The following is a 26,964-nucleotide window of genomic DNA, read 5'->3' as shown; positions in this document are numbered from 1 at the left end:
ATGTTGAATTAAACGGTTGCGATCTCAACGTCATAAGTGATCGTTGCAAGCGCTTCCAGCTGGGCTGTTGCCGAGCAATATTTTTCCATCGACAAGCCGATAGCACGGTTGATTTTGCTTTCATCCAACTGATTACCAGCGAATTTGAATGTCAGATGTATCTTGGTAAATGGCTTGCGCTGCGTGTCTTCTTCCTGTGTGCGGTCGCCGTCGGCGATAACGCGAAAATCGGTGATATCCTGGCGTTGCTTTTTGAGGATCAGTACCACGTCGATGGCGCTGCAGCTGGCCAGTCCCATCAATAATAATTCCATAGGCCGCACGCCTTGGTTGCTTCCGCCGATTTCCGGGGAGCCGTCGGTATGCACTTTCACTTCTGAGGAACCGCTGCCTTCAAAATGAAAGGCATCATCAACACGAACGAGTTCTACTTTCATATTAATACTCCTGATTGTAAGCGGAGTTTGGGTTAAATGTGAATGTTCACAAGGCCAGCAAAAATTGCTTTCGCAAGTGATTTGTAATGTGCTGCCGGCCGTTATACTTTAATAAGGATATGAACCGGATCAAAGTTCAAATATACTCCATCAAACCCGATTCGGCTATTTAACCGAATAATTTAAAAAGATACATAAACCTCGTATATTCGTTTTATTATGCCGTTTTAAAGGTTTTTAATAAAATAAACGCGAAACGATATGTGGAAAGAGGACGATAATAAGCTCAAAAAAAGCTTCACTTTCAAGGATTTCAAAGAGGCATTTGCCTTCATGACCGAGGTCGCGGAAACTGTGGACGAAATGGACCATCATCCGTTCTGGACCAACACTTATAACAAAGTGACATTTGAATTAAACACACACGACGCAGGCGACATTGTTACCGAGAAAGACCGGAAGCTCGCAGCTGCGATTGACGAAATTTTTGAAAAAACTAAAAAATAACTGCGTGGCCGGCCCATTTGCGCCCATTTGCATTCAATGAAACTTTACATAGTCCCCACGCCCATCGGCAACCTGGAAGATATTACACTTCGCGCCATCAATGTTTTAAAAAGTGTGGACGTAGTTCTGGCAGAAGACACCCGCACATCGGGATCGCTGCTGAAACACCTGGGCATTTCCAAGCCCATGCACAGTTACCATATTCATAATGAGCACCAAACGGTTACGCGGGTGGTGGAACGGATCCTGAAAGGTGAAAGCATGGCGCTCGTTTCAGATGCCGGGACGCCCGCTGTGTCTGACCCTGGATTTCTGCTGGTTAGGGAGTGCATTAAGCAAGGCATTCAGGTTGAATGTCTGCCCGGGCCTACTGCTTTTGTGCCAGCGCTGGTGAACTCGGGCTTGCCGAGTGACCGGTTCACATTTGAAGGTTTTTTACCCCATAAAAAAGGCCGTCAGACGCGTCTGCAAAATCTTGCTTCAGAAGAAAGGACGATGATATTTTATGAATCGCCGCATCGTTTGATCAAGGCATTGCAGCAATTCGTCGAGTTTTTTGGGGCCGACAGACAAGTTTCTGTTGCGCGGGAGCTGACTAAAATTTATGAAGAAAATGTTCGCGGGACGCTGGAAGAAGTCATCGCTTATTTTTCAGAGAAAACCATCAAAGGTGAAATCGTGATCATCCTGGCAGGCAAAGCAGAAGAAAAAAAGAAATCAGATAAATATGAGGATTAGCATTTTCAGGTTCATTGCATTTGTAGCGATTTTTTTACTGGCAAAAACAACCGCAAGCGCCCAATTTGCCACATTAAGCCCCGAAGCGAAGGTGAGCCTCGTTACATTCGGCCCCGGCGACGAACTATACTCCGGTTTCGGACACAGCGTGCTATGGGTTTATGACCCCGTTCTGAACATTGATAATGCTTACAGTTACGGCACATTCAGTTTTGACCAGGGTAATTTTTACATCAATTTCATGCGCGGCTATCTGCCGTACAGCATTTCGGTGCATCCGCTGGGGCCGCAACTGGAATATTACCGCGCCGAAAACAGGTCCATTTCCGAGCAGGTCTTAAACCTGAGCATCCCGCAAAAACAGAAACTTTATAATTACCTGGAAAACAATTATCTGCCGCAAAACAGGGTTTATTCCTACAAATTTTTTTACGACAACTGCGCGAGCCGACTTGCCGTTGCTTTGAAAGAAGCCTGCGGCGACAGCCTGGTTTACAAAGGTTATACGCATGAAAAACTGAGTTTCAGGCAATGGATCGACCGCTATGCATTCAAGCAGAATCCCTGGGCGGATTTCGGCATGGACCTTGCCCTGGGAACTCCTGCAGATGAGATTGCCACCCCTGAGCAAGCCACTTTCCTGCCTGATAACCTGGCCATTGCATTTACCGATGCAAAAGTAAAAACGGCTTCCGGGTTAATGCCGCTGGTGAAGAGCACCAATGAGTATTTCAAAGCCGAACCGCGCAATTACACCGGCATTTTCACCCCTATGAACGTTTTCTGGGCCCTTGCTGTGATCACATTAACCATTACTTACTGGCAGATCAAGAAGGAGAAGCTTAATTTTCTTTTGGACAAAATTCTTTTCTCAGTTGTAGGTCTCGCAGGCTGGCTGCTCGCTCTGCTATGGTTCGCTACCGAGCACAATGATACCAAATGGAATTACGACATTCTTTGGGCTTTCCCACTGTGGATGCCGCTGATTTTTCAGATTTCTAAAAAGAAGAAACCATCGTGGTTCTCGTTCTTGTTGATATTTTACGGATTTCTCTTACTTTGCGCAACAGGTAATCTGTTAAAACATAATTTCGTTGTGATCCCGATCATTTTGACATTGGTCATCCGGGTTTACTACATGAATAATTCACTCTCTAAAATTCCTGAGAAAGGATAGTATAGTAATGGATCTCGAACAGCTCACGCAACAAACCATAGAAATCGTAAGAAAGGCTTCATCCTTCATTCAGCAGGAAGCGGCATTGTTTTCACGCGACAAGATTGAATATAAAGACCTGAACAATCTGGTTTCTTACGTAGATAAGGAAGCAGAAAAATTGCTGGTGGCGGGGCTCAATGCACTGCTTCCCGAAGCAAGCTTCATCACAGAAGAAGGCACAACCGGCCAGGAACCCGATCCAACCGCATTGAACTGGATCATTGACCCGCTCGATGGAACGACAAATTTCATCCACGGAATCCCGGTTTACTGTGTCAGCGTAGGACTGGCGAGAGGAAAGGAACTGCTCGTCGGCGTGATCCACGAGCCAAGCCTGAACGAAATGTTTTACGCATGGCAAGGCGGCGGTGCCTGGTGCAATGGAAAGCCGATGAAGGTTTCCAATGTGGAATCACTGGCCGACAGTCTCATTGCAACGGGTTTCCCTTATTATAAATTCGAGAAGCAAAAGCGCTATATGTACATTCTGGAATTGCTCATGCAAAGAACGCACGGCATCCGGAGAATGGGCGCAGCAGCCGTGGATCTTGCTTACGTTGCAGCAGGCAGATTTGACGGTTTTTACGAATATAACCTCAATTCCTGGGACATGGCGGCAGGCGTGCTCATGATCAAAGAAGCCGGAGGAAAGGTAACCGACTTTAATGGCGGCGACAACTATCTTTTTGGAGGTGACATCATTGCAGCCTCAGGCGGTCATAAAGAGTTAGTTGAAGTAATCAGAGAGAACTTCTAGTTAACAACGCTAACTCATCGCAGCGTAGCCCGCTCATTCACTCATTTACTCATTCAGTCATTCAATCATTAAGAATGGACATCGAACAACTCAAATACCCGATCGGGAAATTTCAGCACCAGGAGCTTTATACACCCGCAGAAGTCAAATCCAACATTCAGATCATCAGCGCATTACCATCCAAATTTATCAACCTTTTGGGTGGCTGGGACGATGACAAATATAACACACCTTACCGGCCCGACGGCTGGACAGTGCGACAGCTCGTACATCACGTGGCCGACAGCCATATGAATGCTTACGTGCGTTGCAGGCTTGCGATGACGGAGGATAACCCGGTGATAAAGCCGTACGAGGAACAACTTTGGGCTGAGCTGCCGGATGCAAAAATGGCGCAGGTTGAATTGTCCATTCAGCTGCTTCGCTATGTTCACTTGCGTTGGGTGCTGCTGCTCAATTCAATGGATGAAAATGATTTGGCAAGAACTTACACGCATCCCGCAACCGGCCGCGTGTTCCGCCTCGATGAAGTCATCGCCAATTACGCATGGCACAGCGAACATCATTACCAGCACGCATTTCAGCTCGCGGCCAGGAACAATTGGTAAAAACCGGCTGTTACTAAACCATGGGACAACAGATCATCATATTAATCCTTTTCCTTGCGGCAGTCGGTTTTATGGGCTGGCGCGTCTGGAAGGCATTTGACAAGCGTAATGCCGGCGGATGTGCGAAAGGGTGCGGTTGCGCAACGGATAAAGCGATGACTGCCAAAAACCATTGATATACAACATTAAGGCATAAAAACGGGGAGCCCAATTGGAGCTCCCCGTTTCTTTTGTCAGCGTTATTATTCTACAACGCTCCTTTCTTGATATCCTCGACAACCGCCGGGTCCAACAATGTGGACGTGTCTCCTAAATTATTCATATCTCCTTCTGAAATCTTTCTCAAAATCCGTCTCATGATCTTCCCTGAACGCGTCTTGGGCAATCCTGTTACGAACTGAACCTTATCCGGCTTAGCGATCGGGCCGATGATCCGGGAAACGGTGGCTGCAATGTCTTTTCGGAACATTTCAGGATCGTCCGGTTCACTTTCGGCGATCACGTAAGCGTAAATTCCCTGGCCCTTAATGTCGTGCGCATAACCTACAACAGCCGATTCAACCACGCCCAAATGCATGTTAATGGCATTTTCGACTTCCGCGGTGCCAATTCTGTGACCGGAAACATTCAATACATCATCCACGCGGCCGGTAATGCGGTAATAACCATCTTCATCGCGCAAACATCCGTCGCCGGTAAAATACATGCCCGGATAGGCTGAGAAATAGGTTTGTTTTGCACGTTCATGATCGCCATATGTGGTCCGGACAATGCCCGGCCAGGGAAATTTGATGCACAAGTTACCGCTGACACCATTCCCTTCCAGTTCCTTGCCGTTTTCATCCACCAACACCGGCTGAATGCCGGGTAATGGCAATGTTGCAAAGGTTGGTTTTTCAGGTGTGATGCCGGCCAGTGGGGAAATCATAATACCGCCTGTTTCGGTCTGCCACCAGGTGTCCACCAAAGGACAATGGTCATGGCCAATGTTGGTTTTAAACCAGTGCCACGCCTCTTCATTGATAGGCTCTCCTACTGAACCCAGTTTGGTAAGTGATGAAAGATCATGATTTTTAACAAAATCCAAACCAAAGCTCATGAGCGAGCGAATGGCGGTTGGTGCTGTATAAAGAATGTTAACCTTATGCTTGGCAACAATTTCCCAGAAACGGCCTGCATCCGGATAAGTCGGGACGCCTTCGAAGATCACCGAAGTGGCTCCATAGCAAAGCGGACCGTAAACAATGTAGCTGTGACCTGTGATCCAGCCAATGTCAGCCGTGCAGAAATGGACTTCTCCCGGCTCATACTGGAACACATTGGCAAAAGTATAGGTCGTATAAACCATGTAACCGCCGCAGGTGTGCACCACGCCTTTGGGCTTGCCCGTTGAACCCGAAGTGTAAAGGATAAACAATGTATCCTCGGCATCCATAGGCTCGGCGGGACATACGGAATCCACGTGTTTTACTTCCTCTTCCCACCACAAATCCCTGCCTTTCAGCATGGAAACAGGCGTCCGCGTGCGCGTCATCACGATCACATGCTTCACACTATGGCATTGATCTAATGCGGCATCAACCGTTTCCTTCATCGGGATCACTTTCGAGCCACGGAATGCACCGTCGGAAGTGATGACCATATTGCACTCGGCATCATTGATACGGTCGGCGATGGATTTGGCAGAAAAACCACCGAAAACAACCGAATGAATGGCTCCTATGCGTGCGCAAGCCAGCACGGCTACCGTCAGCTCGGGCACCATGGGCAGATAAATACAAACACGATCCCCCTTTTTCACGCCATGCTTTTTCAGGACATTGGCAAAACGGCAGACGCGGTCGTATAAAACGCGGTAAGTAATGGTTACGGATTTGTCCTCGGGATCATTCGATTCCCAGATAATGGCAGGCTGATCGCCGCGCTCGGCAAGATGCCGGTCCAGCGCATTTTCGGTAATGTTGAGCTCTCCGCCTTCAAACCACTTGATATTCGCTTCGTTGAAGTCCCAGCTCAGGACTTTTTTCCATGGTTTACGCCATTGAAACTGTTGGGCCACTTCTGCCCAGAAACCTTCGGGATCGTCTACACTTTGTTTGTAGGCAGCCTGATACGCTTCAAAGGTCTTAATTTTCATGATAAATAAAGGTTAGACTTAGGATTAAGGGATATAGGGGGACAATTTATAATTTTCATTTGGTTAGTCCTACTTATTACAATGCAGAAAAAATAGCCCTGAATGTGCATGACGCTGATAATCAATGCCCAGCCGTCCAATGTTGATAAGCAGGTTTTTCAAGATTCTGCAATGCTGACCGTAAAGCATCGTAAAACTGTGACAGACGATCAAAAAGACGTATTTTCGAAAAGTTAAATTATAAACGATCACATACACATGGATAAAATCACATCACAACGCATTGCCGCTGAAACGTTTTTCACCGACGCAGAAACCGAATTCATCCAGGAACATTTGCGGGATGATGTGAGCAAGCTCATGTTACGGGCCAAGCATTTCAAGAACGTTAACGTCCGGAAATTAGGGGCGCAAATTCAATCCAGGCAAAAGGCGTTAAAGAAACTGCCTGACTGGTCCGCTAATCCCAACCTCATATTCCCGCCTGCCCTGTCGGTTGAACAATGTTCTTCCGAGGCCACGGCGCGGTATAAAGCAACGTTAATGTCTGGCGATGAACTGATTGACATTACGGGCGGCATGGGTGTGGATTGCTACTATATGCACCCGAATTTCAAAAATGTGCGGTATTTTGAGCAGCAGCCCGAGGTGGCCGAAACGGCAAAATTCAACTTTAAGCAACTGGGCGTCACCAACATTGAAGTGCAGGTGCTGGACTCAATTGAAACGCTTAAAACGGAGCAAGGCTATGCCGACTGGATCTACGCCGATCCCGCCAGACGCAATGACAGACAGGAAAAAGTGGTGCTGCTTTCCGATTGCACACCCGATATTGTCGAAAATCTGTCCGTTTTATTTGAAAGTTCACCCAATATTTTGCTCAAAACGTCACCACTCCTGGACATCGACCTTGCTGCGAAAACGCTTGTTAATGTCAAAGAAGTGCACGTGATCGGTTACGAAGGGGAATGTAAAGAGCTGCTTTTTGTGCTTAAAAAAGACTGGATATCCGACACATTTGACATTAAAGTGCGCATTATCAACGGCTCCGGTAAGGTGATCAGCCAGCTGGACCTGACCCGCGAATCCGAGCGGTTGACCGGCGTAGATTACTCGCGACCGTTGAAATATCTGTATGAACCGCATGCTGCCATCCTTAAAGCGGGTGCTTTCCGAACCGTATGCAGTGCTTATGCGCTCGCTAAATTATCCATTAACAGTCAGTTATATACGTCTGAAAAGCTTATAACCGATTTTCCGGGCCGTGCTTTTGAAGTGGTTGCGATTTGCAAGCCGGACATTCGCGAAATTATGCAGCACATGGAGGGCGACAAGGCGCATTTGACAGTCCGCAACTTCCCGGGCAAAAGCGAAGAATTGAGAAAGAAATGGAAATTGAAAGATGGTGGCAAATATTATCTCTTCGCCACCACATTCTCCAATAAACTGAAAGCAGTTGTAGTTACCGTAAAACCAGAGTCTTAAAGGAACTTCTCTTCATATTCCTTCTCCGAAAAGCCAATAGTCACTGCCTTGCCCGATGCGTCTTCGATCAGCGGTCTCTTAATGACCGACGTATGCGCCATCATCAGCCTGGCAGCGGCTTTTTCGTCAGTTATCAGCGCTTTTTCTTCATCTGAAAGTGCTTTCCAGGTTGTGCTTGCCTTATTGACCACCTTATCCCAGGGAAGCGTTTTAAACCAGGCCTTGACCTTGTCGTTGCTGATGCCCTCTGTTTTGTAGTTATGAAAAGTATATGCAATGTGATGCTTTTCCAGCCAGGTGCGCGTTTTTTTTACCGTATCGCAATTGGGAATTCCGTAAACCGTCAACATAAAAATAATTTAACCAATAAAAATCTAACTTTTTGTTATCACCGGCTCCTCCGTGATCAGATCTGAATTGTGCATTTTCAGATCATCCAATTCTCCTTCCCAGCGCGCGATAACGGCCGTTGCAAGGCAGTTTCCTGTTACATTAACCGAGGTCCGGGCCATATCCATCAGCTCGTCGATGCCCATAATGAGCAATACCGGCCATTCCGGCATGCCAAAGTTGGCGATGGCGCCTAGTAGGATTACCAATGTTGCCCTAGGGATCCCTGCAACGCCTTTACTGGTTAACATTAATAGTAAAACCATGGTAAGCTGCTGTCCGATAGACATTTCCGTTCCGGTAGCCTGCGCCACAAAAACGGTTGCCAAGGCCAGATACAAAGTCGAACCATCGAGGTTGAAACTATAACCGGTGGGCATAACGAAAGAAACGATCTGCCGCGGGACGCCAAATTTCTCCATTTTCTCCATCGCCTTTGGCAGCGCGGATTCGGAGCTTGTAGTGGCAAATGCAATGGAAACCGGCTCAAAAATAGCCTTTGCAAACTTCACAACTGGAATTCTTGCGAACCATGCAATGGGGATAAAAACGATGAGGACAAAAACAATCAGTGCGCAGTATAATGTTGCAAGCAGCAATGCCAGGTTCCTCAGCACGTCGATTCCCATATGCCCTACCGTTTCAGCAATGGCCGCACCTACGCCGATCGGCGCAAAAAGCATGATAATCTTGGTAAGCTTAAACATGACCTCAGCCAGCAATTCCACGCCATGGACGAATTTCTCTTTCTTGACGGTTGGCAGCAAAGCCAGGCTTATTCCAAACAAAACGCTGAAAACAACGATTTGAAGCACTTCTCCATGATAAATAGACTTGGCAATGTTCTCCGGGAATGAATGCAAAACAATGTCCTGCCACGTTTGTTCAGCCACTTTCGGCAACGTTGCATTCAATGTCTCAGGAGGAATAATGCCGACGCCGGGTTTGAACCAGTTGGCAAAAAACAGCCCGATGAGCAATGCGAATGTGGTTACTACTTCGAAGTAAAGCAATGATTTCCAGCCCATTCTGCCCACTTGTTTCAAATCGGAATGCCCGGCTATCCCGGTTACAAGCGTTGCAAAAAGCAAAGGTGCAATCACCGTTTTAATCATTTGTAAAAATATCTGCCGCAAGAAATGCAGCTCCGTTCCCATTTTCGGAAAATCATAACCGATTTCCGTTCCTACCAACATGGAGATCAGGATAGATGTGGTCAGATTCTTTTTGAGGATCGCAAAAATGATCAGCCCGGCAAGAGCGGCCCAGCGAAGGCTCATTAAAACAGTGGCGGGTATGGAGATAATATCGTATGCATCCAGCACGGTGGCTATCGCAGCAATGGTAACTAGGACAATGTTGATGATGGTAATTTTGCTCTTCATACGGGAAATTGGAATGAGGAATTCTTTTCGACGGTAAACATATAAAAAATCAATTTAAGGCCAACTATCCGGACAGCCGCATTTGAACCCCAACACAAAATTAATTATATGTATTGGACAATATTATTTAATGATTGTACTAAACAATACTCGCTTTATAAAATAATTATTGGTTTGACGGGTTTTTGAAACAGTCTGGAAAATTTGAAATCCACTACCACGGGGCCACAGACAAACCGACATTAGTCCATAGATTATCTTTGTTTTAAAAGCGGCGGAAATCCTTGTTTGGAGTCTGTAAATTTGATATGTTCGGAAATTACATCATTCCATTCAAAACAAGCCCTGACAATGAACAAGATCCTTATCCCGATTGACTTTTCTGAAAACGCGGAACATGCATTGGCTGCGGCAAAAATCATAGCGGACAAAGAAGCTACAAAATTGCTCGTGCTGCATGCGTATCAGCCTTATATAGCGGATGTTAACATTACACCCGGCAATGTGTTGCCCGGCATCGACGGCAGCGATTTTCTCTCCATGAGCAGCGAGCTGGAAGTAGAGTATCAGAAAAGGCTGGAAAGATATGTGGATGATGTGATTGCGGAAGGTTATCAGGCAGAAGCGATCTGGGCCATTGGCAGCGTTCAATCCACTGTGTCGGAAGCCATTGAAGCGCATAACCCAAATCTGGTCATAATCGGAAGGACCGGAACAGGCGGATTTCTGGATAAGCTGATCGGCAGCTCGGCCACGAGTATTGGCTTGAATTCCAACTGCCCGGTGCTCGTGATCCCGCCGCAAAGCACACCGAAAAAATTCCAGAAAGTCGTTTACGCCACGCAGTTCGAATATGATGAGACTGACATTCTGCGCGAAGTTTACGTGCTAATGAACCACCTCGGTGCTAATCTCACCTTATTAAAAATCAAATCAGATTCACAGCCAAACATTCAGTCTGATCATCAGTATATCGATGAAATCAAATCCAACTTCGCCATTGCAGAAGATGCGATCGTGTTTCGCGAGGCCCGGCACGTGCTGGATGGCATAGAGGATTATTGTGACGAAGTGGGTGCGGATCTGTTGATCATGTCGGCGCGGGAGCGGTCATTTATTGAAGAATTTTTGATCAATCCGAGCGTTACCCGTAAGCTGATCATCGATACACACGTGCCGCTGCTCGTTTTTCACCTTAAATAAAAAACATTGGAAAAGGCAGAGAATACAAGGGCTTTTCAGCCTGAACATCTGATTTCACGCAACAGGAAGCCGAAGCGATACAAGAAAAATCTGCTCACCTCTCCCGGCACACTCACGTATATTGGCCCTGATGTTGAGTTAAAAACCAAGATCAGGAAGATTGTGTATAATGATCAGATTTTCAAGGATGAACAGGTAAAATCTCTGCTGGAATGCAGCCCGGGCACGGCGACGGAAAAGGCCGTCACCTGGCTCGACGTCGACGGCATTCACGAAACCGCATTGATAGCCAAACTCGGCAAACTATATAAGCTGCACCCGCTCCTGCTGGAAGATGTGGTGAATACGGAACACAAGCCCAAACTGGAAATATATGACAGCGGCCACCTGTTCCTGACATTGAAAATGCTGCATATTGATTCGGAATCGCCTATTTGCCTGTCTTCGGAACATGTCAGTTTTGTTTTGGGGGAAAATTACCTGGTGTCTTTTCAGGAAGAGCTAACCAATGATATTTTTTCCCCGGTGCTGGATCGTTTGCAAGCATCCGTTGGGAAAACGCGCAGGAACGGCGCTGATTATCTGATGTTTGCCTTAATGGACATTGTTATTGACAATTATTTTATCGTGTTGGAAAAACTGGGCGACAGCCTGGATACGGTTGAAGATCAGGTGATCCGGGGCACGGAGGAGTTGTCGCTCAAAGAACTCTATTCCCTGAAACGGGAGCTAACCATTGCCAGAAGGGTCATCTGGCCGCTGCGTGACATGATCAACCAGTTGATCCGTGAAGATAATCCGCTCATTAATAAAGATACAATTCCTTATCTGCGAGATCTTTACGACCATGTGATGCAGGTTCTGGACACCATTGACTCCTACCGCGAACTTGTGGCCAGCCTTGCAGATGTGCATTTATCTACGATCAGCAACCGGATGAATTCGGTGATGAAAACATTGACCATCTTCTCTGCTGTGTTTATGCCTCTTACCTTTATCGTCGGCGTTTACGGCATGAACTTCGAAAATATGCCCGAACTGAGGGCGCACAACGGTTATTATTATGTTTGGGGATTGATGATCGCGGTCACGACAGGGCTGATATTTTATTTCAAATCCAAGAAATGGATGTAAGGTTTGATACCTTTGTGGCCTGAAAACCGCATTGGAATGAACATTACTGCAAACAGCTTTCAAACAATCACTACCGACGCTGCTTACCTGCTTACGGACAGCCGCCAGATCTCATTTCCTGGCCAGAGTATCTTTTTCGCGATTAAGGGCGACCGTCATGATGGTCACCAGTTTTTACCGGCGTTGTATGCAAGCGGTGTGCGCGAATTTGTGGTTGAAGAAGCTGCTTATTCAGAGTCTTTGCGTTGGCAGACAGCGGTTTGGCACGATGCCATCATATGGATTGTGCCTTCCAGCATTCGTGCTTTGCAGTCGCTGGTGGCGGAAAGAAGGCGTCGGTTCAACCTTCCCGTGGTAGGCATAGCAGGCAGTAATGGCAAAACAATTGTAAAGGAATGGCTCGTCCAGCTTGCTTCTCCGCAGGCGACCATCGTGGCGAGTCCGAAAAGTTATAACTCCCAGATCGGTGTTCCATTATCCGTTTGGAACATTGGAAAACAACATACATTAGGCATTTTCGAAGCGGGCATTTCACGTGCGCACGAAATGGAATATCTGCAACCGGTTATGCAGCCAACGATTGGCATTTTTACCAATATCGGCCCTGCGCATGACGATGGTTTCAAAAGCCGTAAGCAAAAGATCACCGAAAAGCTCCGGCTTTTTACGAAGGTGAGAAAACTCATTTACCGCAAGGATTATACGGAGCTCGACGAAGAAATCAACCTGATATTAAAACCCGTAAACTCCTTTTTGCAGACGATCAGCTGGGGAAAACCGGCATCCGGTGCCGATATCATTGTTTCGTATCAAAAAGACAAAGTCAAAACGGCCATTTCACTGACTGGCAAATTCGGCAACCAGAAGTTTGAGACCACATTTACCGATGACGCTTCGCTTGAAAATCTCACGCATTGCATCGTGTTTTTGTTGGATTTTGGTTTTTCAAATACGTCAATCCAGGAAGGCATCCGGCTGCTGAAACCGGTTTCCATGCGTTTGGAACTGAAAGAAGGCATCAATCACAATTACATTATTGATGATGCCTATAACAATGATTTGCAGGGACTTTCCATGGCACTGAACTTTCTCGCCCAGCAGGAACAGCGCCAGAAAAAGACGGTCATTTTATCCGATGTATTACAAACGGGACAAACGCCCGCAGAGCTTTACAAAACAGTTGCCAAGCTTCTGAAAGAGAAGGCACTTGATCAATTGATCGGCATAGGGCCCGAAATCGGGAGTCAGGCTTCATTGTTTGACGTTAAGATGACCCACTTTTTTGCCGATACGGCCACATTCTTGCACGAATTTCCTTTCAACTCCTTATCAGACAGCCTTGTACTGATCAAAGGAGCCAGACCATTCTCATTTGAAAAAATCGTTCAGCGGTTGCAGCAAAAAGCGCATGGGACGGTTTTAGAGATCAATCTGGATGCATTATCCCATAATTTGAATTTTTACAGGTCAAAAGTCGGGGCTCAGACCAAGATCATGGCAATGGTGAAGGCATTTGCGTATGGAACCGGCAGTTCCGAAGTGGCTTCTCTCCTGCAATTTCACCGCGTGGATTACCTGGGCGTTGCCTATGCCGACGAAGGTGTTGCATTAAGGCAAAGCGGCATTACATTGCCGATTATGGTGATGAATGCTACTTCCCAGGCATTTGATCTGCTGCTGCAATACAGACTTGAACCTGAAATTTACAGCCAGCGCATTTTTACCGAGTGGATCGCATTTGTAAACAAGAATAAGTTCACCGCCGAGATCCCAGCCATGCATTTGAAGCTTGATACAGGCATGCACCGCCTCGGTTTTGTAAAAGATGATCTGGAATGGCTGATTGAAATGTTGAAGGCAAATCCCCACATGAAGGTCGCCTCTATTTTCTCCCACCTTGTCGGCGCGGACGAAGGTGTTCACAATGCTTTTTCAAAACAGCAGTTCGAGCTTTTCCATGAAGGCGCACAGCAAATTGAAACAGCACTCGGTTATACTGCAATTAAGCACATGCTGAATTCAGCTGGAATTGTTCGTTTTCCGGATTATAAGCTGGATATGGTGCGTTTGGGCATCGGGCTTTATGGCGTGGAAGCAACCGGGCAGGAGCAGCAGGCCTTGCAGTCAGTGGGCACGTTAAAAACAGTTGTCTCGCAAATCAAATATCTGTCGGCAGGTGAAACAGTCGGTTACAGCCGGCGGGGGCATCTGGACCACGACGCCGCCATTGCCACACTGGCCATCGGCTATGCGGATGGCTACGACCGCGGATTAGGAAATGGAGCTGGTAAAGTGTGGGTAAATGGCACGCTATGCCCTACAATTGGCAACATTTGCATGGATATGACCATGATCGATGTCACGGGAGCCACTGTCAACGAAGGCGACGAAGTGATTATTTTTGGAAAAGAAATGCCGATTATCGAACTCTCCAAACAAATTAACACGATCCCTTATGAAATCCTGACAGGAATCGGGGACCGTGTTAAAAGGGTTTTTTATAAAGAATAACTAAACCTGCGTTTCGTCTGGCGTTTCTGTTAACTCCCCCGTTGCGATGGCTTCGGGGACTTCCGGCCGGGATGGGCGAACCGGCTCATCCTCAAACAAATGCGTGGCCATAACCTGGTCGAGCGTTACGGTATAGAATGCCTCGTGCACGTTAAGAGGCTCAGTGCCTTCTTCAATTTCGCATTTGATATAACTACCGTCTTCCTGCATTTCGTAAGCATTCACATTGTCGTGCAGGCTATAATACAGAATGTGGATCGCTTCCTGGCGTACGCGCGGGTCCACGAGCTTGAAGAGGGATTCAATGCGCTTGTCGAAACTGCGCACCATAGCGTCAGCGCTTCCGCCGTAAACCACCGGATCGCCATTCTGATGGAAATAAAATATTCTCGAATGCTCCAGAAAGTCTCCTACCAGCGACCTGACCGTGATATTCTCACTCAACCCCACCCTTTGCGGACGCAAGCAGCACATTCCACGCACAATTAATTTGATCGGAACGCCTGCTTCGGATGCCTTGTAAAGTTCCAGAATGGTTGTCCTGTCTTCCAGCGAGTTGATCTTGATGCAAATACCGCTTTTCAAGCCTGCCTGCGCATTCTTGGCTTCCTGCTGGATCAGCTCTACCAATTTATCACGCATATAACGCGGCGCAGTAATCAGGTTCTGATATTCCGACGGAATCGAATGTCCGGTGATAACATTGAAAAATTCAGAAATGTCTTCCGTATATTTTTCATTGGAGGTCAGTAAACCCGTGTCCGTATACAGCCTCGAAGTGTCCTCATTGTAATTCCCGCTCGACAAATGCGCGTAACGCAACACGCGATTTCCCTCATTACGAACGATCAGCAGCAGTTTTGTATGGGTTTTGAGTAAACCAATACCATAGATCACAAAGCAACCCGCTTTTTGCAGCCTTTGTGCCTCCCTGATGTTGTTTTCTTCATCAAAACGCGCTTTAACCTCAAACAGAACGGCTACGTGCTTACCATTTTCGGCCGCATGCAGCAATGCTTCTGTAACCCTGGAATTTTTTGCTAACCTGTAAATGGTCAGTTTGATAGACAAAACTTTTGGATCCTCGGCTGCTTGTTCCAAAAGCTGTAAGACAGGCTCAAAGTTGTTGTAAGGGTGGTGTAACAAGATATCCCGCTCACGCATTACTTCAAAAATGTCCGGAATACGTTCCCTGTCCAGCCCAAGCGGAGGCACAGGCGGGTGGATCGCCGGAATCTGGTCTTTGAACTCGGGATGCTTGATAATGCCCCAGAATGATGTGTAATCGATAAAACCATCGATCGGGAAAATATTATAATCGTCTATTTCCCAACGCTTTTTGAACAAATTCAGCAAATCAGGATTGGTATCATGCTCGATGGAAACCTGCACTACACGTCCCAGACGCCTGCTTTTTATCTTTTGTTTGATCTCATCAATAAAATCCGACTCTACATCGTCGCTTTCTTCCAGGGAAAAATCACCATTGCGGATGATCCTGAACAGATTGGTGGAAACAATGTCCACATTGCGGTAAAGCTTGTGAATGTATTCCCTGACAATGTCCTCAATGGGCAAAAACAACAGCTCATCCTCGCGATCGATTACATAGAAACGAGGCAGATTAAGCGGCAACTGCACAAATGAAAGTTTCCTGTCCTCCTCGGAGCTGGTGCCTTTCACCTGCGTGATCACACCCAGAATAAGCACTTTCGCGAGTAAAACCGGGAATGCGTGGGTATAATCAAAAAGCATTGGGGTTAACATCGGATATACCGTCCGCTCGAAATATTCTTCCACAGCGGCCTTTTCGTCGTCGTGGACTGCATCCAGCTTGATGATCTTGAAACCGTGCTGCTCAAACAGCGGTAAAAGCTGATTTTTATAACAATCATTCTGCTTCCTGACAAACTCGTGCGCTTCACGCATGAGCACCTTCCGGAAAGGGATTTCCCTCAGACCGGAATAATCAAGCCGCTCTTTTCCAAAATCAAGATAATTATAAAGGCTCCCGACGCGGATCGTGAAAAACTCGTCCAGGTTGGAAGATGTGATAGCCAGAAATTTCAGGCGGTCAAAAAGGTTTCGTTCCTCATTAGTTGCCTGGTCGAGCACGCGGTCATTGAATTTCAGCCAGCTCAGATCCCGGCTGATCAGGTCACTCTGCTGAACCAGCGTGTTGGTCTTTTCAGTAGGCGGGCTGATGATCTTATTGTCTTCGAGGGAAGCTGTGCCTTTGGTACTTTTAAAAAAAGCAAACAGATTATTTAATCTGCCCTTTTTTCCGTTGCTATATATGGGATCGGTTGAGCCGGACATATTTGAATTCTTTAAGGGTTGTGTTATAAATGGCTATTAAAAATTCAACGAATCTAAGAATCTAATGTTTCTCCTAACATGAAGTTTCTGTTAAATCTTAGTCTGAAAAACAGAAACGGATGGCTGCGATTGACAGCCATCCGTTTCCAAAACTTATAGGGGTCAAAAGCTACACGTCCACACGTGCATATTTGGCATTTTTCTCAATAAAATCACGCCTAGGAGCCACTTCGTCGCCCATCAGCATAGAAAATAAATGATCTGCTTCTGCTGCTGACTCAATGGAAACCTGTTTAAGGCTTCTTTTATCCGGATTCATGGTTGTTTCCCATAATTGTTCCGCATTCATTTCTCCCAAACCTTTGTAACGCTGTACGTTAACCGATTCCTCACGACCTGCACCGATCTCCCGGATAGCAGTCTCTCTTTGTGCCTCTGTCCAGCAATAACGCTCTTCACGTCCTTTTTTCACGAGGTAAAGCGGCGGCTGCGCAATGTAAATGTAGCCGTGGTCGATCAGGATCTTCATATAGCGGAAGAAGAAGGTCAGGATCAATGTACGAATGTGGCTACCGTCAATATCCGCATCCGTCATGATGACGATCTTGTGATAACGAAGCTTGTCAATGTTCAAAGCTCTTTCATCTCCGTCTTTTCCGATCTGCACACCCATTGCGGTGAACATATTTTTAATCTCCTCGTTTTCGTAAATCCGGTATTCCTGTGCTTTCTCCACGTTCAGGATCTTACCACGAAGTGGCAAAATCGCCTGGTATGCGCGGTTACGGCCTTGCTTCGCCGTTCCGCCCGCAGAGTCCCCTTCGACCAGGTACAACTCGCAAACATTCGGATCGGTTTCGGAGCAGTCGGACAGCTTACCAGGTAAGCCGGTTCCAGTCAGGATATTTTTCCGCTGCACCATTTCGCGTGCTTTTTTAGCAGCGATACGTGCTTTGGCGGCCAGGATAACCTTATCAATGATAACCCGTGCTTCTTTCGGATGTTCGTCCAGATATGTATCAAGCATTTCCGACACCACCTGACTTACTACGCCGGTCACCTCAGAGTTTCCAAGCTTCGTTTTAGTCTGGCCCTCAAACTGAGGCTCCTGAACTTTGATCGAGATTACAGCAGTTAATCCTTCCCGGAAGTCGTCCCCACTGATCTCGATTTTTTCTTTGGCAAGAACCCCTGATTTCTCAGCGTAATTTTTCAATGTTCTTGTCAAGGCCGCCCGGAAACCGGAAACGTGCGTTCCTCCTTCAATGGTGTTAATGTTGTTTACATAGGAAAATACATTCTCGCTGTAAGACGTATTATACATCATCGCCACTTCCACCGGAACAGTTCCTTTCAGCGTTTCCATGTGGATCGGCGCAGGAATCAAAGGCTGACGGGTTGCATCCAGGTAAGTCACAAATTCGTTCAGACCGATCTCGGAATAGAACTCTTCACCTCTGAATTTGCCGTCCTCATCTTCCTCACGTTTGTCTTCCAGGGTGATCCGGATTCTTTTGTTCAAATAGGATAATTCCCGGAGACGTGTTGCTACGGTTTCGTATTTGTATTCTGTAACTGTGAAAATGGTTGCATCCGGCAGGAAGTGAATAAATGTCCCTGTTTTTTCGGATTCACCGATCACTCTTACCGGGTAAAGAGGCTTACCTTCGCTGTATTCCTGCTCGAATATTTTTCCTTCGCGGTGGATCTCTGCTCTCAAATGAATTGAAAGTGCATTTACGCAGGAAACCCCTACACCGTGCAAACCACCGGAAACCTTATACGTATCTTTATCAAACTTACCACCGGCGTGAAGAACCGTCAAAACGACTTCCAGCGCGGATCTTTTCTCTTTTGTATGCATTCCGGTTGGAATCCCCCGGCCATTGTCCTGAACAGTAATGGAGTTATTTTTCTCAATTGTAACATTGATGGTGTCGCAATAGCCAGCCATCGCTTCATCAATGGAGTTGTCGACAACCTCCCAAATCAAATGGTGAACCCCCTTAAAACCAGTGTCACCAATATACATGGCCGGACGCTTACGAACGGCCTCTAAACCTTCAAGAACCTGGATGTTTTCGGCTGAATAACTATTTACTTCAATCACTGCTTCGTTTGACATATAGTTTGTTTTACACTTGGATAAAAAGAACCATTTTCAGGCTTTTTAAGCCCGTAAAGATACGATTTTTTTACCGCTTAACCTAGCACAAAAAACATTGGGATCACATCTGAAATACTATTTCAGGCTGTATGCGGAGCCAGATGCAAAAAGGGATTTATCTAATTTGTAAAACGTCTTTTGGCCGTTGTTGCTTACGTCCAGAATCCCCATGTCATAAGTTCCGGGAACGAGATCGTCCTCCCTCAGGAAAGTGTTGAACCCTGCTTTGTAATAGTGCATTTTAGTGATGATTTCCTTTCTCGAATCTATTTTCGGATTGGCATTCAAGAGATGAATCACACGCGTTTTCTGGTCTCTCAAAACCAAAAAGCGATCACCCGCGAGGCCTTTTCCTCCGGGAGCCGCATTACTTGCCACGAAGTAAGCGGTAAGGTGTTCGACGCCCTGCCGCACGACCCTTTCAATGTCCCAGTCCTCCACGTAAAGCGCGTAATTTCCAGCAGCCGTGGCGTTCGCGTTAAACATGGAATCCAGCTCGTCGCGCTCAACGACGGGTTCCGGCAAATGGAAAAATCCTTTTTCGTAGCCTGGTATCAGATAAAAGCTGCCATTCCTGATGATGGTCTTTTCAACCGAAAACATATTGCGGTTTGTTTTCCAGTTGTATACATCGGCGAGATAGGTCGTTCTTTTGATCGCAACCGTGCCTGTAAATTTGTAATAGGAATAAACGCAATAGAACACGCTCAGCGCTGTAATGGTGTAAAATACCGCTTTCCTGCGAAAGAATGAGCTGTAATCCAGCAACAGAATATAAAACATCACGGTCGACAGCGACGCATAGATCTGGAACCGGCTTGCTATGGTGCTGCCCGCCCACGAACGGAAAAGCGCAATTACCAGACTTGTTATAAAAATGAATGCGAACAACGCCAGCAGCTCAGCCGTCCCGGGTTTAACATTGACGGGCTTGTTGAAATAGATTGCGGCCACGCGCCAAACAATGTATACCATAAACGCAATAATGACCGCGCCCCAAATTGCCGACAATAGCTCCGGAAACGCCCACAGCGACATGGCCGAACCAATAAATCCGAAAAGCGATGAGAAAAATACCCCCAGGTCCTTAGGAAGGCTGACGGCCTGCCCTGATTCGTAACCTGCCAGGTAGATCACCAGGCAAAGGATCATGAATCCGCCTGAAACAATGGCCCGCTTGAAGTCCTTGAAACACAGGAAATAGAATATGATCGCAGGAAAGGACAAGATTCCGTTCCCATGCGTAAAAGTGGCCAGAAAGCAGCAAAGCATCGCGCCGTACAGCGACAGATTAGTGCGGCGGGAAGCCAGTATAATGGCGCTGACCGTGAATGCCGTCAGGAACGAATGCTGCATTCCGTTCAGTGCCCAGCCAGAGACATCGTAATAAAGCGGCTGGAAATACAGGAAAGCGGCAGGAATGAAATAATAAAGCGGCAGCCTGGTCTTCTTGTATTGCAGGTAAATGAAATAGAAAATGAATGTTACATTGATCGAAACAAGCACGATATAAAACCGGAAGTTGAGATGCCCGGTGATGCTGTATTCGATAAGGGCGATAAGCCTCGGCACCACTGCCTTATGGTCATTGAATGTTCGGAAGAGCTCAGTGATCAGGCCAAGAACACCGAGCCCGCCCTGGGAAACCACTTCAATGAATTGGATTAAGAGAAAATCGTCCTGGTAGGGAAAGTTGACGGAATAATAAAAATTGTAAAATAAGTATACAAGAATGACCAAGCATATAACGACACCCGAGAGAAATCGTGACTTCATATGAACCGGAAAGTGAATTGAATTTTGTAGCCCTGATTTATTTAAACCCAGCATTTATCAATTCAAAACTAAACCATTATAACCGGATTCTTAAATTTCAACGCCTTTTTTACGCGCAGGCGAATGCGGAAACCGGATTGGCGCAATACAAAAAAGAGCGGGCATAACGCCCGCTCCAAGTAATTCCAAATGTTTCTTTTGGCTTAATCCACAACCACTTTATACCGGACCTGCTTGGTGCCATAATCTGCATTGAGAATGTACAAGCCGGGTATTAACCGCGTTTTTGCCTTCACATTCAGCTGATCGGGGCTGGTTTTTTCGGTGGTTACGGGAACGGTCCTGCCGGTAATATCGGTGAGCGTCACCGTGGGTGCCGCACCGGAATATTGCAGAAAAATGGTGCCCGAAGTGACAGGGTTCGGATATAGCGTTAGTTTCTCAGCATTTTCAAATGCGGCTGAAATGATCCGCGAATAAGCAAATGTGTCGTCCTGATCCACCATTTTCAGGCGATACAGGTTTTTGCCATTCACCGGAAACGAATGGACAAAATGGTAGCTTTTCAAAACCTTGCTTTCTGCCGCTGCGTCCACTTCTCCTATCTTTGTCCACTGCTTTCCGTCCACGCCATGCTGGATCTCAAAATGATCGCTGTTGGTTTCTTCGGAAGTCTGCCAGTGAAGCGAAACCGCGTTTTCTTCTTTCTTCCCATTGAAATTAACGAGGTTCACGGGCAGCGGTGCTGCATTAACGGCTGAGATATAGAATGTTGAAAATCCGTTTACGTTAAATCTTATCCGCCAGAGATTGAGTATGCCATCCCACTGAATGTCATCGTCGTTCGGGTCGATCGTAAAATCCGGGTTGCCGGGTTTCATGTCGCCGTGCCATTGCAGGATCCTGAGGTTAGCCCGGAACCGGTCGGAATCCGTTGCATTCTCAGGCAGCTTGACTGTACTCATTGCATTAAAAGCGGTAAGCTCTTCCTGGCTGACATATAACGTAATGTTGGCACTTGTTGGGTTCGTGCCGCCCGGAGTCAGTTTGAAATGGCGTTGCACATAAGGCTGTCCGTCGTGCGAATTCACCTGGTTATCAATGTCAACTTTCGCTGTAAAGTTATCGGTGCCGTTCGTGAGGCCGGAACCCTTAACGGTGGAGATCAGCTTACAGTTTGCATCCGTCATATGGACGAATTTCCCGTCCGGAATGATGGAGGCTGACTGCTGTCCGTTGCCGGCAAGTGAAAGATCTTTATAAAAGCAGCCCGGCTTCACCACATCATTTTGCATTGTGAAGTTGATGGGCCTTCCGCCACCATTGTCAAAAGTGTTTCTCCACCGGATGTAAGCGTCGCAGTCGTTCCAGTAAGTATCGCGTACTGTACGGCAGCCATCACTGTCGATCATGCTGGACAATGTGAAGGTGTTTGAATTGCTGGGTGCAGGACTGATCACAGTCTTGTTCGTTACCCAATTGGAAGCGAGCGTTTTCAATGCATTAACCGCACTGGGAGACTTCAGGGCATTTTCGAGATAGAACATGGTTACCACATGGGCGCCGTGTGTAAAACTTTCCGTTGTAATGCTTTCCACCGATTCCATTCCCGTCACATAGGCCGCTTCGTTCACGTAGAGTTTCCCCGGCAGGTTGGACCGCACCAGATCTATTGCAAAACGGTGATCATAATATACTTCATCATTGATCTTGATACCATCCAGGTCTGCACCGATCTCGTTAAAATGAAGCGTGCCCCTCGACCGGGCAATCTTATCGTAAACCGATCCGTGGTGCGTGATCACTTTTGTATTAGGACTTACACCTTTGACCGCGTTCTTGAACAGATTATTGGTCTCTTTTAAAATCAGCGTCCGGAATGTAAACCAGTCGGTTCCGTCCGGGCCGGTAAACGTGGAACCGGAAGGCCGCTTTGGCGAAACCTGGTCGAATGACGAATGGTTCGTGCCCCAGGCAGCATTCAGATATTCGATATATCCATATTTTCCTTTCAGCCAGTTCCTGTATGCATTGGTCATGGGCTGCGAGTAATCCGTCAGCGCATTGACCATATCGAGCTGCTGCTCATAGTGATATTTTGTAGAACCCATATCAAACTCACCTTCACCCTGGCGTGAGTATATCAGGTTCACATACAGCAGATTGTTCTGATCCTGCAAATATTTGTAACGCTGCATAACCTTTGCTGCAAATGCGGAAATGCGGTCACGCGTGGATTGCGCAGCAAGCGAAGTCATTACAAATTGCAGGTTAATGTTAGGCCTTATCGGACCGCCTTGCTTTTGAAAAACGGCCTCCTGCCCTTCATAGTTAACCACCAGCATGCGCTCTTCCTTTTTCCAGCCATCGCCCGTATCTACGCCATAGCGGTCGGAAATGCTGTTTGTAACATCATCGCCGGTGCTGACAGCAATGTTAAGCGCTATTTTCATCCCCAGCGAAGTGGCCAGGGAAATCTGGTCGTCATACTGCTTCCAAACATTGTAATCGCCTCCTTTCTCGGCTTTCAGAATCCTGGAAATTTTTCCTTCAATAGTTCCCCATTGCACCGTAAGTGCCACAGCATTGAATCCAATGTCCTTCGCCGCCTGAATGGTTGGCAAAGACGCATTGTCATTTTCATTGACCATGGAAACTGCGAAGTAGCGGGGCTGCTGAGCTGATAAGTCGAGCGGGGAAACAAAAAGGGAAAGAGAGAAGAAAAGAGTATTAGCCTGCCATTTTACGAATATACGTTTTCTCATATTTTCAAACACCACATTTACAAATTATTCGATTTTCAAATGTAAGAAATTCTACAAAATAGCATGGCTTTTTATTCATTTTTAAATAATATTAAATGAAATAATACTATAACCGCCGAGTTACAACCGAAACGCAGATGAATTCGTAAACCAAAAAAAAGGCTATTTCCCCTTCGGAAAATAGCCTTTTTGTATAAAGCAATGTAGTCTACATTTTTTCAAGCGGATGCTCTTTCAGCAACTGGTCAGGAGAATAAAAGTCTTTTTTGCTCTCCGTTGCAGCCCTTACCTGCTTCACTTTTTCAGGCATGATGGCCGGGCCTTTGTTTCCAAATGAATTCCTGACGTAAGTAAGCACGGCAGCCATTTCATCATCATTCAGCAAGCCGGCAAATGGCGTCATAGGCACCTGACCAGGATATTTCTGTCCATTGACCTCAATCGGCCCCAGCAATCCTTTCAAAGCCAGCTTGATCAACCGCTCATCGCTGCCCAGCACCCAAGGGGTGCCTGCCAATGGCGGGAACCCGGACGCTGTAAGCCCCTTTCCGTCAGGCTGATGGCAAGTTGCACAATATCCTTCTTTTGCATAAATAGTTTTGCCTAATGTATACAATTCGAGCGCTTTGCCTTTCAGTGCCGTTTGCGTCACTTCCTGCTTTTCTTTTTTCATGTTCTCACCATTAAGGTGGGCCAGCGCGCCTTCGTATGCATGGATCGTCCAGTCATCGAGCGGCAACTTTTTCGCTTCTGCCAGCACAGCAAGCCCTTTCTCTTTTTCGATCCACGAAGCAGCGACAATGGCTACAAGCCTAACCCGGCTGTTTTCGTCCCGTGCAGCCTGCATCAGCAGGTCGGCCTGATCCGGCACCTGATGGCCCGTGTAACGCACAACTTGTACGGCCGCAGCCCTTGCATGATAATCCTTTGCCTTCAAAACCTGCTTTAACAGCTTCTGGTCCACTTTATTAAGGCCCCATGTTACCCATAATCCTTCCAGCAGGTGGTGTTCGTATCTTGGATCATTTTTATCCAGTCCGGCAACCCACTTGGTAATTTTTGGCAGCACTTCCGAAGCATTACGGCCTCTGAGTTCACGTCTGGTCCTGTAACGCGTGCGGTATTCTGGCAATTTCAGGTTTTCCAAAAGCGCATCAATGCTGGCGCCATCCACTTTTGCAGGCGTTACCAACGGGCGCGAAGGATACGTAACACGATAAACGCGGCCGTGCGAGTGATCGCGCAAAGGGTCGCGGGCATTGTGCTGCATGTGACCGATGAGGATATTGTGCCAGTCGATAAGGTAAAGGGAGCCGTCGGGGGCGAATTCCATGTCCACCGGACGGAAATTGCGGTCTTCGCTTACGATCAGGTCCATGCGGTGCGTGCTTTTGTATCCCGTGCCGTCGTCCTTTAATGTATGTTCTTTTGTCCCCAAAAAACCAATCGTGTTATTGATCAGAAAGTCGCCTTGCAATTCATCCGGGAAATGGCGGCTGGAAACAAATTCCAGACCTGAAGTGGGCCTTACCCTGTGTTTTTCTTCTATCAGCTGAACCGATTTATGGTTGGCTTCTCCGTAGCGGGGCAAAATGGAGCCCGGCAACATCCATCGCACATCCGGACTGGAAGTTTCAGCAAAAAACGGCTGTCCCCAGTCGTCAAATGCAATGCCCCAGGGATTTGGGATCGAAAGCTGCGCGGTGCGTTCCAATTTTCTCAATTGCGGCGCATATCTGTAAAATCCACCATTCGTTGCCCGCACAGGCCCGTAAGAAGTTTCAACATTGGTATGCAAAAACACCCCTTCACCTGAATAAATAGCGCCCGAAGGGTCAACCGTAAAAGCGTGGCTGTTATGGTGCGTATCGTGATCGTCGAATCCGCTGAGCAGGATTTCACTTTTATCCGCTTTGTCATCGCCATTCGTATCTGTGTATAATTTCAGATTTGTTCCCTGCGAAATGTAGACGCCTTCCGGAGCGATCTCAAAACCAAGCGGCAAATGCAGCCCATCTGCAAAAACGGTTTGCTTGTCCGCTTTTCCGTCGCCATTGGTATCTTCCAGGATAATGATCTTGTCATTCGGTTTTGAATCGCCCGGCTTGTAATGCGGGTAACTTGGCATTGTCGCGATCCACAGACGGCCTTTGTTGTCAAATGACATCTGCATAGGCTTTGCCAGATCCGGAAATTCCTCTTCCGAAGCGAAAAGCTCGATTTTATACCCTTCCGGCACTTTCAGCTTGGCAAGTGCATCTTTCCCATACAAATATTGAAGGCTTCCGTTTTTGTCAGGATTAAAATTCGTTTTGACCGGAGGCAGGGGTTTCGTGTTTTTATCTGCCGCCGCAAGGTCCGTTTTCTGGCCTTTCGATGCTGCAAGCCAGATCGCCTTGTCCCGGATATCCGTCATCTCACGGATTTTCTCTATTTCAGCAGGATAATTATCAGGACCGAAAGGATTGTAACGACGCCCATAAACGTGAACACCATTCGGGATCTTGAAATCATTGTGCCACATCCAGTTCTTCTCATCCACAGCGTCCTTCACCATTTTCCGGTTGGCCTCTGCTTTTGGTGATGCTTTGCCAAAAACCTGGTCTGCAAGCAGGACGCCCAACTTTTTATAGCCAGCCTCATTCAATTGCGAGCCGTCAATGGTCAGATCCTCTTTGCTATCGGCATACCATTGCTTCGAAGGCGCAAATGCGTCTACAAAAAGCACATTGTTTTTTGCCGCGATTTCTTTCATTCCTTTTGCATAAAGCGCCAGGTTCTCATTTTCCTTTTTGCCATTGGGAAGGTCGAATTTGGCTGAAAGATCTTCGAAAGCGATCGGCGAGACGATGGCCAGCTGCGGCGCTGCAGCTCCGTTGTATTTCTGGCTTAATGTATGTTTGATAAATGCGTCCAGCTCAGCCTTGTAATTTTCAAGTCCCTCTTTTCCCTGAAATGACTCGTTATAGCCAAAGAATGCAATGATCACGTCCGGTTTCAAGCGCGTGAGCCATTGATCCGGCGTGTCCAGATGTCCTTCACTTTGCGATGGGTTGGCCAGTTCGGTCTGGAACTTTTCAGCTCCCGGAAAGGCCCATGGCAGGTTACGGCTTGCGTGCGGCCGAAAACCCGGGGTGTCGCCACCATCGCACATATTGCGGATGTAGAGCATTTCCTCGGGATAGCGCACGTGCAGCTCCGTTTCGAAATTATCGTAATTCATCATCCGCGAACCCAGGTTGTTCCCCAGCAATACAATGCGGGAGCCCTTTTTAATGGTTAATGATGCTGATCTATTGAATTGAAAGGCACTAAATGCGATAATGATCAGTCCGAACACAATGAGCGATGTGTATATACTGATTCTTTTGGGTTTAGACATTTCGGTTGATAAGCTTTAAGTGGGGATTTAGGATGTATTATTTC

The 26,964-nt window shown here is 46.9% G+C and carries 19 protein-coding genes; 10 read left to right on the top strand and 9 right to left on the bottom strand.

What is annotated here, in order from left to right:
* Positions 1-8: 8 nt before the first annotated feature.
* Positions 9-437, bottom strand: a complete 429-nt coding sequence (locus L0660_RS04200; RefSeq protein ID WP_233795706.1) for an OsmC family protein — start codon at positions 435-437, stop codon at positions 9-11.
* A gap of 261 nt (positions 438-698) precedes the next feature.
* Between L0660_RS04200 and L0660_RS04195 the strand changes: the two genes are divergently transcribed.
* The 6 genes from L0660_RS04195 (at position 699) to L0660_RS04170 (ending at position 4,442) form a co-directional block, all read left to right on the top strand.
* Complete coding sequence (locus L0660_RS04195) at positions 699-944, top strand: 4a-hydroxytetrahydrobiopterin dehydratase (RefSeq protein ID WP_235158300.1); 246 nt, start codon at positions 699-701, stop codon at positions 942-944.
* A 36-nt stretch (positions 945-980) separates the two neighbouring features.
* On the top strand, positions 981-1,682 hold the full coding sequence (gene rsmI / locus L0660_RS04190) for a 16S rRNA (cytidine(1402)-2'-O)-methyltransferase (protein WP_233795704.1): 702 nt from the start codon (positions 981-983) through the stop codon (positions 1,680-1,682).
* Complete coding sequence (locus tag L0660_RS04185) at positions 1,672-2,859, top strand: DUF4105 domain-containing protein (protein WP_235158299.1); 1,188 nt, start codon at positions 1,672-1,674, stop codon at positions 2,857-2,859. The genes rsmI and L0660_RS04185 overlap by 11 nt, the downstream gene beginning before the upstream one ends.
* 7 nt (positions 2,860-2,866) lie before the next feature.
* The gene (locus L0660_RS04180) at positions 2,867-3,658 is read left to right on the top strand and encodes an inositol monophosphatase family protein (RefSeq protein WP_235158298.1); all 792 of its coding nucleotides are present in this window, start codon (positions 2,867-2,869) and stop codon (positions 3,656-3,658) included.
* A 74-nt stretch (positions 3,659-3,732) separates the two neighbouring features.
* Positions 3,733-4,266: a YfiT family bacillithiol transferase gene (locus tag L0660_RS04175; protein ID WP_235158297.1), complete on the top strand. Its 534-nt coding sequence runs from the start codon at positions 3,733-3,735 to the stop codon at positions 4,264-4,266.
* Positions 4,267-4,286: 20 nt separating this feature from the next.
* Positions 4,287-4,442, top strand: coding sequence for a FeoB-associated Cys-rich membrane protein (locus L0660_RS04170; RefSeq protein ID WP_084439650.1), 156 nt, complete (start codon positions 4,287-4,289; stop codon positions 4,440-4,442).
* Positions 4,443-4,513: 71 nt separating this feature from the next.
* Here L0660_RS04170 and acs read toward each other — a convergent pair whose 3' ends face one another.
* Positions 4,514-6,403 (bottom strand): acetate--CoA ligase, encoded by a 1,890-nt coding sequence (gene acs / locus L0660_RS04165; RefSeq protein WP_235158296.1) that lies wholly within the window; start codon positions 6,401-6,403, stop codon positions 4,514-4,516.
* A gap of 258 nt (positions 6,404-6,661) precedes the next feature.
* Here acs and L0660_RS04160 point away from each other — a divergent pair, with 258 nt between their 5' ends.
* The gene (locus L0660_RS04160) at positions 6,662-7,888 is read left to right on the top strand and encodes a THUMP-like domain-containing protein (RefSeq protein WP_235158295.1); all 1,227 of its coding nucleotides are present in this window, start codon (positions 6,662-6,664) and stop codon (positions 7,886-7,888) included.
* Here L0660_RS04160 and L0660_RS04155 read toward each other — a convergent pair.
* Both L0660_RS04155 and L0660_RS04150 read right to left on the bottom strand, forming a co-directional pair.
* On the bottom strand, positions 7,885-8,238 hold the full coding sequence (locus L0660_RS04155) for an ArsC family reductase (RefSeq protein ID WP_235158294.1): 354 nt from the start codon (positions 8,236-8,238) through the stop codon (positions 7,885-7,887). The two genes, L0660_RS04160 and L0660_RS04155, sit on opposite strands and share 4 nt — an antisense overlap.
* Positions 8,239-8,262: 24 nt before the next feature.
* On the bottom strand, positions 8,263-9,663 hold the full coding sequence (locus L0660_RS04150) for a dicarboxylate/amino acid:cation symporter (protein WP_026630844.1): 1,401 nt from the start codon (positions 9,661-9,663) through the stop codon (positions 8,263-8,265).
* Between the two features lie 351 nt (positions 9,664-10,014).
* Here L0660_RS04150 and L0660_RS04145 point away from each other — a divergent pair, with 351 nt between their 5' ends.
* The 3 genes from L0660_RS04145 to L0660_RS04135 are packed head-to-tail and all read left to right on the top strand — an operon-like array spanning position 10,015 to position 14,511.
* Complete coding sequence (locus L0660_RS04145; protein WP_235158293.1) at positions 10,015-10,866, top strand: universal stress protein; 852 nt, start codon at positions 10,015-10,017, stop codon at positions 10,864-10,866.
* A 51-nt stretch (positions 10,867-10,917) separates the two neighbouring features.
* A complete protein-coding gene (gene corA, locus L0660_RS04140; RefSeq protein ID WP_374759197.1) occupies positions 10,918-12,000 on the top strand; it encodes a magnesium/cobalt transporter CorA in 1,083 nt (360 codons plus the stop codon).
* A gap of 36 nt (positions 12,001-12,036) precedes the next feature.
* Positions 12,037-14,511 carry a bifunctional UDP-N-acetylmuramoyl-tripeptide:D-alanyl-D-alanine ligase/alanine racemase gene (locus tag L0660_RS04135; protein WP_235158291.1) on the top strand — a complete coding sequence of 825 codons (2,475 nt, stop codon included), beginning with the start codon at positions 12,037-12,039 and terminating at the stop codon, positions 14,509-14,511.
* Here the strand turns inward: L0660_RS04135 and ppk1 are convergent, their stop codons facing one another.
* The 5 genes from ppk1 to L0660_RS04110 form a co-directional block, all read right to left on the bottom strand.
* The gene (gene ppk1, locus L0660_RS04130; protein ID WP_235158290.1) at positions 14,512-16,830 is read right to left on the bottom strand and encodes a polyphosphate kinase 1; all 2,319 of its coding nucleotides are present in this window, start codon (positions 16,828-16,830) and stop codon (positions 14,512-14,514) included.
* A gap of 169 nt (positions 16,831-16,999) precedes the next feature.
* Positions 17,000-18,955, bottom strand: coding sequence for a DNA topoisomerase (ATP-hydrolyzing) subunit B (gyrB, locus tag L0660_RS04125; protein ID WP_233795692.1), 1,956 nt, complete (start codon positions 18,953-18,955; stop codon positions 17,000-17,002).
* 117 nt (positions 18,956-19,072) lie between these two features.
* A complete protein-coding gene (locus tag L0660_RS04120) occupies positions 19,073-20,773 on the bottom strand; it encodes a hypothetical protein (RefSeq protein WP_235158289.1) in 1,701 nt (566 codons plus the stop codon).
* Between the two features lie 203 nt (positions 20,774-20,976).
* A complete protein-coding gene (locus L0660_RS04115; protein WP_235158288.1) occupies positions 20,977-23,538 on the bottom strand; it encodes a beta-galactosidase in 2,562 nt (853 codons plus the stop codon).
* Between the two features lie 208 nt (positions 23,539-23,746).
* Positions 23,747-26,920, bottom strand: a complete 3,174-nt coding sequence (locus tag L0660_RS04110) for a PVC-type heme-binding CxxCH protein (RefSeq protein ID WP_235158287.1) — start codon at positions 26,918-26,920, stop codon at positions 23,747-23,749.
* Positions 26,921-26,964 lie beyond the last annotated feature (44 nt).

This window comes from Dyadobacter sp. CY351, from assembly GCF_021502625.1.
GTDB classification, from domain to species: domain Bacteria; phylum Bacteroidota; class Bacteroidia; order Cytophagales; family Spirosomataceae; genus Dyadobacter; species Dyadobacter chenhuakuii.
This window is presented reverse-complemented; position numbering and strand designations above follow the sequence as displayed.